The 17,259-nt window shown below is 37.6% G+C and carries 16 protein-coding genes; 7 read left to right on the top strand and 9 right to left on the bottom strand.

The features are described from left to right. Positions 1 to 3 precede the first annotated feature (3 nt). From CXF79_RS15805 to CXF79_RS15795, 3 genes are read right to left on the bottom strand one after another with little or no spacing between them, the layout of a single operon-like run. Positions 4 to 306, bottom strand: a complete 303-nt coding sequence (locus tag CXF79_RS15805; RefSeq protein ID WP_101156111.1) for a DUF3240 family protein — start codon at positions 304 to 306, stop codon at positions 4 to 6. After that, positions 299 to 3,373: an efflux RND transporter permease subunit gene (locus CXF79_RS15800; protein WP_101156109.1), complete on the bottom strand. Its 3,075-nt coding sequence runs from the start codon at positions 3,371 to 3,373 to the stop codon at positions 299 to 301. The genes CXF79_RS15805 and CXF79_RS15800 overlap by 8 nt, the downstream gene beginning before the upstream one ends. Next, positions 3,374 to 4,450, bottom strand: coding sequence for a hypothetical protein (locus CXF79_RS15795; RefSeq protein ID WP_101156107.1), 1,077 nt, complete (start codon positions 4,448 to 4,450; stop codon positions 3,374 to 3,376). A gap of 160 nt (positions 4,451 to 4,610) precedes the next feature. Here CXF79_RS15795 and CXF79_RS15790 point away from each other — a divergent pair, with 160 nt between their 5' ends. The 3 genes from CXF79_RS15790 to CXF79_RS15780 all read left to right on the top strand — a co-directional run bounded on the left by CXF79_RS15790 (position 4,611) and on the right by CXF79_RS15780 (position 6,982). Then, positions 4,611 to 5,102, top strand: a complete 492-nt coding sequence (locus CXF79_RS15790) for a helix-turn-helix transcriptional regulator (protein WP_011042769.1) — start codon at positions 4,611 to 4,613, stop codon at positions 5,100 to 5,102. Between the two features lie 610 nt (positions 5,103 to 5,712). Continuing rightward, a complete protein-coding gene (locus CXF79_RS15785; RefSeq protein ID WP_101156105.1) occupies positions 5,713 to 6,525 on the top strand; it encodes an enoyl-CoA hydratase in 813 nt (270 codons plus the stop codon). A 1-nt stretch (position 6,526) separates the two neighbouring features. Beyond that, positions 6,527 to 6,982 carry a CoA-binding protein gene (locus CXF79_RS15780; RefSeq protein WP_101156103.1) on the top strand — a complete coding sequence of 152 codons (456 nt, stop codon included), beginning with the start codon at positions 6,527 to 6,529 and terminating at the stop codon, positions 6,980 to 6,982. Positions 6,983 to 7,074: 92 nt separating this feature from the next. On the opposite strand, the gene CXF79_RS15775 is transcribed toward CXF79_RS15780, so the two are convergent. From CXF79_RS15775 to CXF79_RS15755, 5 genes are all read right to left on the bottom strand, one after another. Beyond that, positions 7,075 to 9,117 carry a sensor domain-containing diguanylate cyclase gene (locus CXF79_RS15775; protein WP_232769196.1) on the bottom strand — a complete coding sequence of 681 codons (2,043 nt, stop codon included), beginning with the start codon at positions 9,115 to 9,117 and terminating at the stop codon, positions 7,075 to 7,077. A gap of 465 nt (positions 9,118 to 9,582) precedes the next feature. Next, entirely contained in the window at positions 9,583 to 9,978 is a 396-nt protein-coding gene (locus CXF79_RS15770; RefSeq protein ID WP_011042774.1) for a CBS domain-containing protein, read from the bottom strand. After that, complete coding sequence (locus CXF79_RS15765) at positions 9,975 to 10,325, bottom strand: P-II family nitrogen regulator (RefSeq protein ID WP_011042775.1); 351 nt, start codon at positions 10,323 to 10,325, stop codon at positions 9,975 to 9,977. The genes CXF79_RS15770 and CXF79_RS15765 overlap by 4 nt, the downstream gene beginning before the upstream one ends. A gap of 34 nt (positions 10,326 to 10,359) precedes the next feature. Beyond that, positions 10,360 to 11,196 (bottom strand): DUF1538 domain-containing protein, encoded by an 837-nt coding sequence (locus CXF79_RS15760; RefSeq protein WP_101156101.1) that lies wholly within the window; start codon positions 11,194 to 11,196, stop codon positions 10,360 to 10,362. After that, a complete protein-coding gene (locus CXF79_RS15755; protein WP_011042777.1) occupies positions 11,196 to 11,933 on the bottom strand; it encodes a DUF1538 domain-containing protein in 738 nt (245 codons plus the stop codon). Before CXF79_RS15755 ends, CXF79_RS15760 begins: the two co-directional genes overlap by 1 nt. Positions 11,934 to 12,343: 410 nt before the next feature. On the opposite strand from CXF79_RS15755, the gene trpB reads away from it, so the two are divergent. Then, complete coding sequence (gene trpB / locus CXF79_RS15750) at positions 12,344 to 13,546, top strand: tryptophan synthase subunit beta (protein ID WP_101156099.1); 1,203 nt, start codon at positions 12,344 to 12,346, stop codon at positions 13,544 to 13,546. Between the two features lie 53 nt (positions 13,547 to 13,599). On the opposite strand, the gene CXF79_RS15745 is transcribed toward trpB, so the two are convergent. Further along, positions 13,600 to 13,986 (bottom strand): Cd(II)/Pb(II)-responsive transcriptional regulator, encoded by a 387-nt coding sequence (locus tag CXF79_RS15745; protein ID WP_011042779.1) that lies wholly within the window; start codon positions 13,984 to 13,986, stop codon positions 13,600 to 13,602. A 77-nt stretch (positions 13,987 to 14,063) separates the two neighbouring features. Here CXF79_RS15745 and CXF79_RS15740 point away from each other — a divergent pair, with 77 nt between their 5' ends. From CXF79_RS15740 to CXF79_RS15730, 3 genes are all read left to right on the top strand, one after another. Next, entirely contained in the window at positions 14,064 to 14,687 is a 624-nt protein-coding gene (locus CXF79_RS15740; RefSeq protein WP_101156097.1) for a cation transporter, read from the top strand. Between the two features lie 208 nt (positions 14,688 to 14,895). After that, on the top strand, positions 14,896 to 16,230 hold the full coding sequence (locus tag CXF79_RS15735; RefSeq protein ID WP_101156395.1) for a TolC family protein: 1,335 nt from the start codon (positions 14,896 to 14,898) through the stop codon (positions 16,228 to 16,230). A 10-nt stretch (positions 16,231 to 16,240) separates the two neighbouring features. Next, the gene (locus CXF79_RS15730; protein WP_101156095.1) at positions 16,241 to 17,257 is read left to right on the top strand and encodes an efflux RND transporter periplasmic adaptor subunit; all 1,017 of its coding nucleotides are present in this window, start codon (positions 16,241 to 16,243) and stop codon (positions 17,255 to 17,257) included. Positions 17,258 to 17,259: the final 2 nt, after the last annotated feature.

Below are 17,259 nucleotides of genomic sequence, written 5' to 3'. Positions count from 1 at the left end.
GGATTAAAAGTGTGCACTTTCTATAACGGGTGTAAGCCAATACTTTAACTTGGCTGGTTGGCAAATAGGATTGAGACTTGTCTTAAGTTGTTTAATATCTGTTAAAGGTATCAGCACCTCTATTTGATAAAAAGCTCTATACCCTTCGACTTGCTCAGCGATATCAAATTGACTATGTTCTTTGCTGTAGCCATTTATTGTTTTTAAATTAAATCCGGTAATGCTTGAAAAGGTGATTAATTTATCAACGACATCATCTTTTAAATCCGTTGGTATATTTAAGGTAAATATTACTTGTTCAGGCATTTCGTTTCTCCAGCCAGCAGTAAAATAGTGGTAATAGATATAGGGTGGTGACGGTTGATGTTATTAAGCCGCCGATAACAACAATCGCTAATGGTTTTTGAATTTCTGCGCCAGGACCCGTTGCAAAAACTAAGGGTAATAAACCAAACATTGCTGTGGTTGCGGTCATTAAAACAGGTCTAAGTCGGCGCTTTGCTCCGTCAATTATCCGGTTATGCAAACTCTCGGCAAACTGTTTGGTTTGTTCAAAATAACTTATCATCACAATACCGTTTAGTACCGCAATACCGAGCAATGCAATAAAACCAACGGAAGCAGGTACGGATAAATATTCGTTACTCACATATAACGCAATAACGCCTCCCATTAAGGCAAAAGGGATATTGGCAATAATCAGGCTCGATTTAGAAAGAGAATTAAAGGTGGTGAACAATATTATAAAGATCAAAATAAGCGCGATAGGAATTAATAATAATAAATTTTTTGTCGCGCGTTGCTGACTTTCAAACTCACCGCCAAAGGTTAAAGTATAGCCACTAGGTAGTGTTATTTCATTCTGGATTTTCATGTTTAACTCGTCAACAAAGCTAACAACGTCTCTGTTAACAACATTTGCACTTACCGAGGAAAATCGGTTGCCTTTTTCTCTTTCAATTAATAGTGGACCATTTTTCATACTGATATTGGCAACTTGTTCAAGGGGTAGTAAAACGTTACTAGGCATTAAAATTAGCTTTTGTTTTAGTGCATGAATGGACGATATTTCATCAGCAGTAGATGATGTTTCTTTTGCTCGATTAAATACGATAGGAATCGCATGATTTCCATCAAGTAAGGATGAAATTTGCAATCCTTCTAATTGATATTTCAAGTAATGACTTAAGGCTTGGGTGGATAAACCGAACTGACTTGCTACTTCAGGAATAAGTTTAATATTTACGTATTTCCCCCCTTCAATTAAGGCCATTTGCACATCTGAAGCGCCTTGGATTTTATTCGCCAACCCTGATATTTCTTCAGCAAGGGAGGTCAGTATGGCAATGTCATTGCCAAAGACTTTGATAGAAATATCTCCAGTACCACCGGTTAGCATTTCTGATACGCGCATTTGAATTGGCTGAGTGAAACCTATATTCATGCCGGGATAATTGGTCAGTGTATTGCGAATATCCTCAATAAGCTCGGATTTAGTGTTAAACCGCCATGTTGACTTTGGTGCTAACTCCATAAATACATCGGTCTCGTTTAACCCCATTGGATCTAGGCCGAGCTCGTCTGAACCTGTGCGAGCGACAATCTGAATTATTTCAGGCGTACTTTTTAAAAGCGCTTTCTCAATTTGTTCATCTATATCAACAGATGAAGACAAAGAAATACTAGGAGATTTTTCGAGTTGAACTATGATGTCGCCCTCGTCAAGTACCGGCATAAAGCTTTTACCTAAGCCTTGAAAAAGTATAATACTAATGATGAAAGTACTTACCGATAACACAACGATGACTGCTGGTTTGTTGATGGTTTGACGCAGTGTATTTGAATAAAAACGCTGCAGTAAAGTGACTATTTTGGGTTGTTTAACCGGCTCGTTTTTTAATAATAATGACGCTAGTATTGGAATAATAGTTAAGGATAGAAGTAGGGCGCTTAACATGGCAAATACAATCGTCAAGGCGACAGGGGTGAATAATTTCCCCTCTAAGCCAGAAAGCATCAGTAAAGGTGAAAAGACTATAATGATAATAATGGTGCCAGAAAATACCGGGGTTGCGACTTCTTTGCATGCACGATATATGACATGTAACCGAGGTAAATGTTGATTACTTGAGAGTCGATTTACAATGTTTTCAACGATCACTACAGAAGAGTCGACTAACATGCCTATAGCGATTACTAGCCCGCCTAAACTCATCAAATTAGCGGATAAATCAAATTCTTTCATCAGTATAAAGGTCATTAATGCTGACATTGGTAAAGAAAGTGCAACGACTAATGATGAGCGAATATCACCTAAAAAAATGGCAAGCAATACGATGACCAATATAACGGCTTGGCTTAATGCATTGGTAATGGTATTAATTGCGGTATTGATAAGATTAGATCTGTCATAGAAAACGTTGATCTTTGTTCCTGTAGGTAAAGATGCCTCAATCGTTTGCAGCTTACTTTTTACATTCTCAACTACCTTAGCGGTATTACTGTTTTTTAACGCAATAATTAAACCTTGGACTGCTTCTTCACCATTCTTAGAAACGCCACCATAACGCGTTAAACTACCTATCGATACCGTCGCTATATTGTGTAATTTAATGACCTTATTATTAGTTGTTTTTATCACTGCATTTTTTAATGAATCAATGTTTTCAAATTTACCTTCGGTTCTAAGTATTAAAGTATCATTACCTTTTACCAGACGACCAACTCCGCCATTTTGGTTTGTGGCTGTTATAGCCATTTCTAACTCGTTAAAAGAAATGTTGTATTGCTGCATTAGCAATATGTCAGGTGTTATTTCATAAGCTTTAACATAGCCGCCTAAACTATTTACATCTGCGACACCTGAAACCGTTCGTAATAATGGGCGAATGTGCCAATCTAATAGCTCTCTTCTTTGTGTGAGAGACAAAGTAGGGTTCTCTACAGTAAACATAAACACTTCACTTAATGGTGTGCTCATTGGCGCCATACCGCCACTTATGTTTGAAGGTAGGGAAGGGAGAATGTTTACCAAACGCTCATTTACTTGTTGTCTTGCCCAATAAATGTCAGTTCCCTCTTCAAAATCAATCGTGATGTCCGTGATTGCATATTTTGTTGTTGACCGAAGCATTTCTTGTGATGGTATACCGAGTAATTCTGTTTCAATTACTCGTGTTACTTGAGATTCAATCTCCAAGGCATTCATGCCAGGTAACTTAAGCACAATTTTAACTTGTGTAGGTGATATCTCTGGAAAGGCATCGATAGGTATACTTAACCAAGACTTAGCACCAACCAATAGAGTAATTACCACAAAGATACAGACAAACAAGCGTTGAGTGAGAGAAAATTTAATAAGGAAGTTCAGCATTTATTCAGCCCCTAACTCAAGTAATTTTCCCTGAAGGATACTTACGGAACTAACAAGTGCTTTCTTATTACTGATATCCTCTTTAGCGGTAACGTAATACTCGTTATTGTTTGAACCAACAATAACGATAGAAGTAAGTGAGATTTTATCTTTAGATTTTATGGCAATATAGTCTTTGTCATTGAGCTCAAAAAGTGATTTTTTAGGGACTTTATAACCAACAAAATTGAGTATGGGGGTCAGCTTTACCGATTGACCCAATGTTAATTTACACTGTTCAGACTTCGGGGAAGCCCATACTGTTTGGTGATACTTATCGACAATACTTTCAAAGCTGTTAATTTCAAGCTCACAAGTCGATGACATAATAAAATGGGATAAGTTGGCAGAGTAGGACAGAGGTGTGGTGATCTTTACTTTCACCGAGTTAGTACTTATAACATCAAAAGCGAGATCTCCTGCTGACTTTATATTCTGAAAGCTAGGTATTTTCACTATGCCATTTTTAGGGCTAATAAGGGTGATTTTTTCATTTTTATCAATATGTAAAAAAGACATTTGATGTTGGAAATGTTCAAAATTTAATTTAGCTTTGAAATAGCTTTTGGTAATTTCAATCCATTGGGTGCTTTTTATGGTTTTATTATCAAAATAAGCTTTATTGGTTTGAAAATGATTTTCTGACGCTTCCAGTATTATTTTAGCTGACTCAAACTCGTCGAGAAAGTGATGGACATCATATCCTTCTACAGTAGCAATGGTTGCACCGAGTTCTACATAACTGCCATTTTTTATATGGTAAGTAACTTTTTGAACATCAAACGGTAGTACAACAGAATAGTTCTCCCCAGGCTTGTAGGTTACTTCTCCAATTAAATTTTGACCGACTTTCAATGTTTCTTTTTCTATTGTTGAAAATTTAATTTCAAAATCACCCAATACAGATAGCTCAATAATTTCCTTTTTCTCAAAAGCGAATACTGATGGTATTTGACATAGTGCAATAAAAAACAAAGTTAATAATACAAAGTTGTTAGTAAAAACATTTGGTGTTTTTTTTAGCTGTAAAAACGGCATATAATAAGTTCAGTGGTAATTAAATTTTGTAGAGTAATTATTACTAAATTGAAATGCCAGGTCATTGGGCATAGGTCGTAATCTAATGAATTTATACTTATTCTTACGTATGGTACATATGTCCATTGACTTCTCAATGGTCTGATTTAAAAGAGGTTTTATGAAGGACAAAGTTATACTGTTGGTTTTGATAATAATAATGTTATTAAATTTTTCTGATGTGATCACCGATATATCGTTAGGCGTACCCAATTGGCATATTGTCTCTGAAAGCCTCATTGTTCTTGTTTCAGGTTTTGGTGCACTGTTTTTAATAAGGGATATGCGTGCTCGAACATTAAATACTATTCGATTAAAACAAGAGTTAGTATTTTCAGATAATAAATTGAGAGATATCTCTGAAGAGATGAGAAGCGCTCGTCATGAATATAGCAATGTTATTCATACACAGTTTGAACAATGGGTCTTAACGCCTAGTGAGCAAGACGTTGCCATGTTATTACTGAAGGGACTCAGTTTTAAAGAAATAAGTGGCGTTAGGAATACCAAGGAAAAGACGGTTAGACAACAAGCCTCTGTTATCTATAGTAAAGCAAATGTAGAAGGGCGACATGAGTTTGCTGCATGGTTTTTAGAAGACTTTATGGGCTAGATTAATGGCTTTTATTATTGGTTGGCTACGCGGAATAGCACATAATTTTAAGTATTGTTCGTTTTGTTAGCGACGTTGAATGAGACACTATAGGCTACTATACCCGTTACCAATCAAGATGCAGGTTTCAGAGTGCTTGAGCTATTTCAATTCAAGGCGCTGTGATGAAATAATGGTTGTTCCATTATCAGTCACTGCAACGATGAAGTGATATGGCTCAAGCGGTTATTCGATGGGTTTAAAATCACTTTATGCCGTGTTAAATAACTTAACCATAGACTGACTATGCTTAAATTATTCTCCTTGCCTAAAATGATTTTAAATCCCACTGAAATCCTGCACTTTGAATGGTAATGGGTATATAACCAGTCACTTGAATTGATTGCGCTATTCAATGTAAGCTAAAGTTATGTATGATAATGTGTTTAAAAGTGATAAAAAACGATGTTGAATTCTCAGGTTTTCTGGTTTAACGCTCAGTTAAGTTCATTGTTTTTAGCTGCCTAAAGAGGCGTAGTGATCACACTTGTTTTAATGTTTAACTTTCGAATTCAGCTTCAGATTTAGTATTAAGTAATCAAACGGAATAATTTACATAAATAGGAATGTCATGACTCTAACTAATGAAAATCAGCCTTATGTGTTAGCAAACACCAATAATCATGTGCTTTGGTTATCTATGAATCGTCCGAAAGAAAGAAATCCATTATCTTCAGCTATGTTACGGGCTTTATATGGGCGTATAAGAGAAGCGAGTGAGAATGATGACATTCGGGTCATTGTGATTACAGGCGAAGGTGGGGTTTTTTCAGCGGGTCATGATTTAAAAGAAATGTCGGGCAGAAAAGAGCACTGTGAACCTGATAATGAAAAACGCGTTAAAGCCGTTTTAGATGACTGCACACAATTGATGATGTCACTCATTAAATCTCCTAAAGCAATTATTGCTTGTGTACAAGGCACGGCAAGTGCTGCTGGGTGTCAGTTAGTGTCTATGTGTGATTTAGCGGTTACTCAAGACCAAGCTAAATTTTGTGCACCTGGGGTAAATATAGGAACATTCTGTACCACTCCACTGGTAGGCATTGGTCGTAATATGCATCGTAAGCATGCCATGGAAATAGCATTAACAGGTGATATGTTTAGTGCAGAGGATGCCATGCGTTTCGGCTTGGTCAATAAAGTAGTAAAAATAGAAGACTTAAAAAACGAAACTGAAAAGTTAGCGAATAAGATAGCTCAAAAGTCAGCGGTTGGAATTCATTCAGGTAAACTTGCCTTCTATCAGCAAATAGAAGAGTCAATTGAAGATGCTTACACTTCAGCAAGTCAAGCTATGTTGCAGGCTATGTTGTCTGATGAATGTGAAGAAGGTGTCAGTGCATTTTTTGATAAAAGAGCACCGCAATGGCAAGGACTTTAATGTGAGTACTGAACTTATTCATGATAGGTATGATCTTGAAGAGCATAAAATTGTTGAAACGTTAAAAAAGGTTAAAACGATTGCCTTAATTGGTGCCAGTTCAAAACCAGAACGCGACAGTTATAAGGTGATGTCTTTTTTGATAAATGAAGGTTATCAAGTTTTCCCTATCAACCCACTTCTTTCGGGAACAACAATCATGGAGCAAAAGGTTTATGGTTGTTTAGGCGACGTACCATCACCTATTGATATGCTTGATGTATTCCGCCAATCTAAGTATCTGTACGATATAGTTGTTGAGGCTACACAAGCCAATATAACCACTATATGGACTCAACTGGGGGTGACTGAGGCAAGTGCTGAGCTATTGGCGATAAAAAGCGGTATCACCATGATTGTAAATCGCTGCCCAGCCATAGAAATACCTAGATTAAAACTTGCACTTAATACTGATTGATTACATAGCTCAAATAAACGTTAACGATGTCCAGATCCCTTATAAAGACAACGTTATAGTAAATTCAAAACATTGAACAAATAACTCTGTTACTAGGGAAAAGTTATTTGTTCTGAGTATTTATTGCTTTCACTCAATTGCTGCATAGCAGTGTTGTAAAATTGTATATTATTACGGCCAGCTATTTTCGCCTGATATAACGCAAGGTCTGCGGCTTTTAACAGTTGAGTTGGAATACAGCCATCTTGAGGTGCGAGACAAACACCCAAACTACAGGTGATAGAAAAAGTATGCTCGCCTACATCTATTGGCTCTGATAAAGTCTTAAGAATATTTGCTGCCACTCGTTGAGCATCAGAGACTTTACTAACATCCTGTAACAGTATAATAAACTCATCGCCTCCAAAACGAGAGACGGTATCTTCTTTACGAGTAGACAATAGTAATTTGCGTGCGACTTCTTTTAATATTAAATCACCGACGTCATGACCATAGGTATCATTGATATCTTTGAAATGGTCAAGATCAAGCATAATAATTCCAATACCATTTCTATTTTGATAGCTGATTATTTGAATCGCTTGGTTAAGGCGGTCATCAAACAAACGCCGATTAGCCAAACCTGTTAAGGGATCTCTCAGGGCTAATTCTTCCATTTTTAAATGCTTGGATTTATGCTCAGTAATATCCTGACTAACGCTAACAAACTGACTTATTTCTCCATTCTCATTCATAATCGGTGAGATTGACATCATTGACCAATAAAACTCACCGTTTTTAGTACAATTGTAGGTCTCACCGTGCCAATCATCACCGGCAAGAATCGTTTTCCATAATTCGTTATGAAGTTCTTTTCGTGTAGTCGTTGTACTAATTAAGTTTGGCGTCTGCCCAATAACTTCTTGCTCAGTGTAACCAGTAACCACACAAAAGCGAGGATTAACATATTCGATAATGCCATGTTTATCAGTGATAATAATTGAGCTAGCGCTATGTTTTACTGCACTAGTTAATGTTTTCAGTTCAACTTCTTTCAGCTTTCGTTCGGTAATGTCAGTAATATAAGTAAAAAAACCGCTACCATCGGCCATAACTGTAGCCTTGAAACGAATAAATACATGATGGCCATTTTTGTGTTTTAAGGTTAGCTCAGCGGCTAGATGCGAGTGGGAACGCGCCATAATCAACTGTTGACGTAATTGCTTACGTGATTCAGAAGTGAGGAAGACTAATACAGATTTCTCCCTCATTTCAGACAAAGAATAACCTGCTAGTTGGCAAATAGCGGTATTAGAAAAATTGATATCTAATTGTGGTGTAAGAATTAAAAATCCTTCAGAAGTTGTTTCAATAAATGAACGGAATTTTTGTTCGCTTTGCAAAAGAGCTTTTTCGGCCAGACGCTGATCGGTAATATCATGGATAATTGAATAAAGTACCTTACGGCCAGCCATTATCAAAGGGCCTGAATAAACACAGACATCCCTAATCTCACCGCTTTTAAGCTGATGTCTAAAATTAAAATAATCACGTTTTTCGGTTACTGCAAGTTCTATTTCCGCTTCGATTATTTCAACGGATAGTACATTGATATCGCTGATAGATAAGTTGTTGAATTCTTGTTCGTTATAGCCGTAGAATACTTCAGCAGCACCATTTGCTTTGACGATTTTTTGAGTATTGGGATCTATTAGTAACTCAATAGCCTTATTTTTATCAAACAGTTGGTAGTATTTTTCTGAAGATTCGCGTAACTCTTGCTCTGCTAGTTTACGTTCGGTTATATCAAGCAGATAACCTTTAGCGAGCGTTGGCAATCCTGTAGCATCTGTTTTTAATATTGTTTTTTCATAGACCCAGCGAACATCACCACTACGGGTCATGATTCGATAATCTTGCTCAAAATAAACAATATCATTCTCTAAGAAAGCCATCATTTCATTGATAATACGACCTAAATCTTCAGGGTGGACAATGTCAGTAAACGATAACTTTTTTGATAAAAACTCCTCGGGTTCGTAGCCAAATTGATGAACATTATTCGTTACTTTCACCACAGGCCAACCCGGCGTAAGTTGCCAGGTAAATAAAATAACAGGTCCTTGTTCGAATAGATCCTCGTCAGAAAATTCCAAAGTATTTCTCCCCTTAGATACAACAATACTGCGCTTTATTATTATGAATTAAGTTATCTATGGTCATGTTGACCTTGATCAATCGCATAACTATTAAATAACCAACAAAAGAACAACGTCTACTAAATTTTAATGGCCAATTTGTTATCTAAGTGTTGTGATTAAGGCAATATAAATGACAAAAAAGCATATTTTGTGGCTGCTTGGCATTTTAGGAAGAAGAGTAATTGGGACTGTTTATAAGAGGGTATAAATAGTGAAATGCACAGAAAAAAGAGCAATCAAATTTAGAACGTTTGATTGCTCTGCGTCTATTATTCTTGTTACCTATAAGATTGAGATGTCAGCATTGTGGAGCCATTACATTACTGCAACAATGCTGCGGAAATCATCTATCTTAGCAAACGTTATTATTCAGTAGGCTGAAAATTGAATCTGCTCAAAAAGCGGGTCTTTTTGTTAGTGTTATTCAACTTGGCTAAAAACCATATTGGTATAATCAACCATACCAATAATGTTTTTATTTTCAATAACAGGTGCAAGGTGAATACTTAAGCGCTCAAATAATCGAGCGCAATATCTTACATCCATGTCAGGTAATACACTGACCAATGGTTTTGTCATTATTTCATATAAGTTCACGCGATCTGGAGAACGATCTTTTGCCAGGACTTCTTTGGCAATATCAGCAAGCATAACTAAACCGTATTCATCTTGTTCATTACGTTTATTAATAATTAGCGCACTAATATTGTGCTCTTTGGCTAATTTAATGCCTTCAGCAACGGTCATCATCCCATCAGCAAATTGATAGTTGTTGGTGGTCATTACATCTTTAACTTGTACAAACTTATGGCTCATAACTCTTCCTCAATTTTACCTTTTAAGCGCTCCACCTGATGAGCTACTCCTACTGCATCTTCGACATTTAATTGAATAGCAATACCTTTACCTGGATCTTCATCAAAACCAGCAATATTACTAATTCGCTCAAGAATTTTTCTCGCTAAGTGCTGTTCAACAACAAAAAGCAATACATCTCTTTGTGTCTCAAGTTGCATGCCAAAAAAAGTGCGCTGGCGTTTAACACCTTCGCCTCGGGCATTGTTTATTATGGTTGCGCCTGTTGCACCGGCCATTCTTGCACCTTTCATAACGTCGTCTGTTACAGCGTCGTCAACAAAGGCAACAATTAGTTTGAATTGCATATGATCACCTGTTTTATTTATCTTTTAGACTCTGTTAAGGAGCCTCGTTATTTCTGTTTAAATTACGTTTTTCTTCCTTAATTCTTTTTCTTTTTTCTAATCTTTTATGCGTCCGATGTGTTTTCGCTTCAGTAAGCTGCGCATAAGCCATTACGGCAATGATTGGACATAAACTAGCGAAAGCGATTAAACCAAATCCGTCAATCAAAGGACTACGTCCCGGAATAGTACTGGCTAAACCTAACCCCAAAGCAGCTACCAAAGGAACGGTTACGGTTGAGGTTGTTACACCACCTGAATCATATGCCAATGGCACTATAAGTTTAGGACAATAAAAAGTTTGAATGACCACAACAATATAGCCGGCAATAATATAATAATGAATAGGATGACCAACGACGATGCGGTAGCTCCCTAAAGCGATACCAAAAGCAACGCCAATAGCCACTGAAATTCTCAGGCTATTCGCATTAATCGCTCCACCGGAAACTTCTTCTGCTTTAAGGGCTACGGCGATAAGTGAGGGCTCTGCAATGGTAGTACTAAAACCAATAGCTGCGGCAAAAATATAAACCCACTTATAATCTGTCCAATGAATGCTGGTTAACACTTGCTCGCCAGCATGAATAAACTCTGGTGCGGTTAGCTGTTCTGCCATCATTTTTCCGAGCGGAAATAAGGCTTTTTCTAAACCAAGCAAAAACAACGCTAAACCAATAAGTACATAGATAAAACCGAAGCCTACTTGTTTAATGTGCGGAATAGGTTTGCGAATAACCAGCAACTGAAAGCCTAAAATTATCGACAGAATAGGTAATACATCAATAACAGTATTTTTTAAGGTGGTCAAAAATTCAAATAATAAATCCATTAACTGATCACCATGCCGTAAATCATCACAAAAATCATTGGTGTTAATGAGGCAAAAGCAATTAAACCAAAGCCATCAATCATCGGGTTTCTACCTTTTATTGCTGAGGCTAAACCAACACCTAATGCTGTTACTAAGGGGACGGTAATCGTTGACGTCGTAACGCCGCCAGAATCGTAGGCAATACCAATAATCCAGCTAGGAGCAATTAACGTCATCAATACCACAACAACATAACCGCCCAAAATTAAATATTGTATAGGCCAACCACGAATTATGCGTAATACACCAATAACAATGGCAAAACCAACAGCAAAGGCAACGGTAAAACGTAAACCATTGGCATAAGAAAGTTGTGACTCTAACGTATCAGCAATAATTCCACCTGATGCCGCAACAATTGCTGCTTCTTTAGCTACGGCGATTAAGGAAGGCTCAGCCACAGTGGTGCCAAATCCTAAACAAAAAGCAAAAGTCAGTAACCAGCTAATGCTGCCTTTTTTGGCGAATGCTTGCGCCATCGATTCACCAATGGGGAATAAGCCCATTTCTAAACCGTAAATAAAGAAGGTTAATCCGAGAACGACTAATGCGAGACCAACTAAAATATCGCCAATATTAGGCATGGGTTGTTGCAGCACAGCAAATTGAAAAAATGCAATAACGAGGATAATAGGTAACAAGTCTTTACAACTACCTAATAATGCTTTTAGAAAAACGATAAACTGATGATTCATAAATAATAAATTAATGGGGATTACCTGATATTATAAAATTAATTAAAACAATTACTTTGATTCAACACAAGGTAATTGTTTAATTAACATTAAAAGTAGGTGTTTTTTGGGCTTTACTGCCAGTCACTGATTTAATGCACTTACAATTGGGCTAAAACACTGTAATTGCACCATCTTATGACGACTAATTTTAAGGAGAGGGAAAGAATAATCGTTGAGATAATCTATATGTCATCCAAAATACTCTGATAAATATTATTTAAAAATTCAAAAACTTCATCCAGTTTTTTACCTAATGAAATTTTTCCCATTTATTTGATTTAGATTGGGATAATAGGCAGATTTATCCTTGCGGTATTATTTATCGCTGGTTATTATTTTTACTCTTCCCATAATCATAAAGGAATAAAATGAAAGAGAATTATTTTAAAAAGTACCCAAACAAAGACGGATTTTTTAATGAATATGGCGGTGCATTTATTCCCCCAAATTTAGAAGAAGAAATGAAAAAAATTAATGATGCTTACTTTGCTATTAGTAAGTCCCATAAATTTATTTCAGAGCTTCGTGATATTAGAAAATATTATCAAGGTCGTCCGACTCCTGTTTATCATTGCCAACGCTTATCAGAAAAATATGGAGGCCAAATTTATTTAAAAAGAGAAGATTTAAACCATACAGGTGCTCATAAGTTAAATCATTGTATGGGCGAAGCATTGCTCGCTAAACACTTAGGTAAAAAGAAGCTAATTGCTGAAACGGGCGCAGGACAACATGGTGTTGCCTTGGCTACCGCAGCGGCTTATTTTGGCTTAGAGTGCGAAATACATATGGGCGAAGTTGATATAAAAAAAGAGTACCCTAATGTACTGCGCATGAAAGTATTAGGGGCAACTGTTATCCCCGTAACGCATGGTTTGAAAACGTTAAAAGAAGCGGTAGATAGTGCTTTTGAAGCGTACCTTAAAGATCCGATTTCAACCATTTATTGCATCGGTTCAGTTGTGGGTCCACATCCATTTCCAATGATAGTACGTGATTTTCAACGTGTTATTGGCATTGAAGCGCGGGAACAATTTTTAGATATGACAGGTGAGTTACCTGACAGCGTTGTTGCTTGTATTGGCGGTGGTAGTAATGCGATGGGAATTTTTTCTTCCTTTTTAGAAGATGATGAGACTCAGTTGTTTGGTATTGAACCTGCAGGGAAATCTTTTAAAATGGGTGAGCATGCAGCCACTATGACTCTCGGTAAGCCTGGTCTCATCCATGGTTTTAAATGTTATATCTTACAGGATGAAAATGGTGAGCCAGCACCAGTGCATTCTATTGCCAGTGGACTTGATTACCCCGGCGTTGGTCCAGAGCACAGTATGTTGAAGGATATGAATAAAGTGACCTACGACAGTATTACCGATAAAGAGTGTATTGATGCATTTTATGAATTGAGTCGATTAGAAGGAATTATCCCCGCTTTAGAAAGTGCCCATGCGGTTGCTTACGCCATGAAACTTGCACAGAAATTCCCAGAAAAATCTGTACTCGTTAATCTAAGTGGTCGAGGAGATAAAGATCTCGATTACGTTGTTGATACCTTTGGTTTACCTGAATAAAGTATTAGTGATCAAGAACAGGTAATAATTTTATTGTTGCCTGTTTAGTTAATTTACTGTTTTAAATTCTTCAAAATTTCACATTCCCCAACAATATCATTTGAGCAAGATTTCGCTAACGTATGCAACGTTTTCTCTAATAATGATAATTCGTTTATCGTCTCACGAACATTCTCCAATTGCTGCTTAATAAGTAGGTCTACTTCACTGCACGAGGATGAGGTGTCTGTTTGTACTTGTATTAAAATTTTTATTTTCTCAAGAGGAATTTGTAGTTCTCGACATCGGCGAATAAAAATCAAATTATCGACATCGCTAGAACGGTACTCTCGATAGCCATTGCTATTACGCGATGCTTTAGGCAGTAAACCAACGTCTTCATAATATCGAATGGTTTTGCTGAGCACATTGGTTAATTTAGATAGCTGATTTATTTTCATTACGCTTGACCTTACTCCAACAGTAAGGTTTATCATGACGTAATTAAATACCTTATTCAAGAATAAAGAAGCTTATTATGTCGAGTTGTTGTGCTGCAGAAGCAAAGAATGCCAGTGAAAGAAAACTACTCTGGATTGTACTCATCCTTAATTTTAGTATGTTTGTTATCGAATTTATTGCAGGCTGGTTAGCCAATTCTAGTGGATTGCTTGCAGATTCTTTAGATATGCTTGCCGATGCTGCAGTGTACTCACTTAGCCTTTATGCGGTTGGTAAAAGTTTGTTGTATAAAGGTCGTGCGGCTTTGGCAAATGGCTATTTGCAGTTATCGCTTGGTTTACTCGTATTAGTCGATGTCGCCAGACGCATCTGGCTTGGCAGTGAGCCTCAATCTGAGTTGATGCTTTCGATTGGTTTCATGGCCTTAATTGTTAACATGATTTGTTTTGTCCTCTTATACCAGTTCAGACAAGGTGATGTGAACCTTAAAGCCAGCTGGATTTGCACACGTAACGATATGTTGGCCAATATAGGGATAATAATCTCAGCCGTTTTAGTCGGTCAATTCGATGCAGCATGGCCTGATTGGGTAATAGGCAGTGTCATTGCTGGTATCGTCATTCATTCTAGTCTCGCTATTATTAATGAAGCGAAAGTATCAATTCAAAGCGATGCAGTAGCTGATAAAAACCGTACTTAATGAGTGCATTACCCAAGAATTTTCAGCCATATTTTTATCGTTATCAAGTCGGTCTAACCGGTTTAGTTTAGGACTTCGTCCGCCAAAAACGTACGTTATAACCTTTTAAAACTCCGTAGGTAGTTGACAAAATACCTTCAATATCATTATCAAAAAATAGGAAATACAGATGCATTATTTTAGTAATGTGCCTCATAAGACAGTAAACATGTCGTGGTTATCTTCAGCGAAGGTATTTTACCTTCAATTATTTATTCTGCTTTGTTGGGCATTTAGTCCTTTGGTGCACAGTAAAAATGAAGTAAAAACACCTGAACAGCAACACTTAACATTGTCTTCGGCGATCAAACGAACGCTTAAAGATAACCCTTCACTTAAGGTATTTAAATTTCGTCAGAACGCTCTTGAGGGCCAATTACAAATTCAGGGTTTAAGTCCGGCTTATGAAGTCGGTTTTGAAATGGAAAATTTCGCCGGTACGGATGATGTAGGTGTCTTCAAAAGTACAGAATTCACTCTTTCACTTTCTTCAATTTTAGAATTAGGGGATAAAAGAAAAGCGCGTGCCGATGTGATTAATAGCCGTAGCTCACAAATTGCGGCGATGCGTAAAATTGAAGCGCTAAATGTGCTAGGTGAAGTGACTCGTCGGTACATTGACATCATTGCGGCACAAGAGCGTTTGTTATTAGCTAAAGAGGCGACATTACTCGCTGAGGAGACGTTAACCGAAGTTGAAAAACGCTCAAAAGCGGGAGTAGCACCTAAAGCAGAGATAAAACGAGCACTAGCCGCAGTAGGCAATGCCAGACTTACCACCTCATCTGAGCAACAACAGCTGGACTACGCAAGAGTTGCGCTCGCCATGATGTGGAATGAAACGACACCCTCATTTACCCGTGTTGAGGGCAGTTTATATCAGTTTTCAACGGATATTGAATTTACAATCTTGTTGGAGAAGGTGAAACAAAACCCTGAAATTTTAATTTATGCCACTGAAGAACGATTAAAAGAAGCTGAGTTAAGATTAGCCCGGACAGAGTCCAGTGCAGATATAAAATGGTCGGTCGGTATCAAACAAATACAAGCGCTAAATGATACTGCACTAACCGCCGGTTTTAGCATGCCGTTATTTGCTTCAAAACGAAATGTCGGCGCAATTAGCGCAGCTCAAGCAGCACGTGACGAAGTAGTTGTTAAAAGGAAAGCGACCATGCTGGCTTTACACCATCAGCTATATCGAGCTTATGCGAACAGGAAACAGGCTATTTTTACTGCGAAAAATTTAAAAGAGAGCATCATACCGACATTAACAGAAGCGTTAAATGAGACCCAGGTAGCATACCAACGTGGCCGTTACAGTTATTTGGATTATTTAAGTGCAAGGCAGGAATTGCTCTTTGCTCGTCGCGCCATGATTGAATCAGCAGCAGCCGCTTTACGCTATGGCACACAAATAGAACAACTTATCGCTGAGCCATTGTCTGCGACACAGAGCAATCATGCGCAACCAAATAACTTCATCAATCAAAAAGCATTTTAAGGTATTTTCCATGGCAACTTTTCAAAGAGAAACTAGTCACCAACTAAAAGGTCACAAAAAAGTGATTAAAAATAGAGTCAATCCCAGTGTTTTATTCTTATTAGTAACGGCGTTAGCCAGCATAGCCATCAGCAACAATGCAATGTCAGCAGATACGCATGGTCATAAAGATGAGCACACGGATGAGCATAAAAGCGAACACAAAGATGAACATGGTGAAGAAGAAGGGCATATTGAAATTACAAAAGTTAATGCGCAAAAAGCAGGTATCATCAACGCTACAGCAGGTGCAGGGCAAATAAAACAAACGACCACTGTCTATGGTAAAGCGGTGATTGACTCAAGTGCAATAAGTCAGGTGCGCGCACGTTTTCCTGGACTGATCACTAAATTAACCGTTAACGTTGGCGATAATGTTACGACGGGTGAAAACATTGCCCAAGTAGAATCAAGCGATAGTTTAACGCGTTATAACATTACCGCGCCTATTTCAGGTGTGATAACCAAACGTCACGCTAACCCCGGCGACTTGACCAATCAACAACCGCTATTAACTGTCGAAAACTATAAGCAGTTATGGGTTCAGTACAAGATATTCCCAAGTCAACGACAAGCAATTCACACAGGTCAACAAGTCACTATTTCATCAACAGCTGCCACAACTCAATCGAGCATCATGCATTTAATGGCCAATAAAAATCAGCCATTTATCATCGCAAGAGTGCCATTAGATAATAGCAAAGGTTCATGGGCTCCAGGACAACTGTTAACGGGCAGTGTAGTAACTCATCAAGTGGATGTTAACTTAGTTATCGATAATCGTGCCTTTCAATCCGTTGAAGGAAAAAACATTATTTTTGTAACAAATAAAGGGGGATATGAAACGCGTGAACTAACACTTGGCCAAACTGATGGACAATTTAGTCAAGTTATCTCAGGTTTAAAAGCGGGTGAGCAATATGCGCTGATCAATAGTTACTTGCTAAAAGCCGATTTAGGTAAAGCTGGCGCAGCGCACGCTCACTAAGG

The sequence above is a fragment of the Colwellia sp. Bg11-28 genome (assembly GCF_002836245.1).
GTDB lineage: Bacteria > Pseudomonadota > Gammaproteobacteria > Enterobacterales > Alteromonadaceae > Colwellia > Colwellia psychrerythraea_A.
Note: the sequence above shows the minus strand (reverse complement) of the source record. Positions and strands in the feature narration are given on the sequence as shown.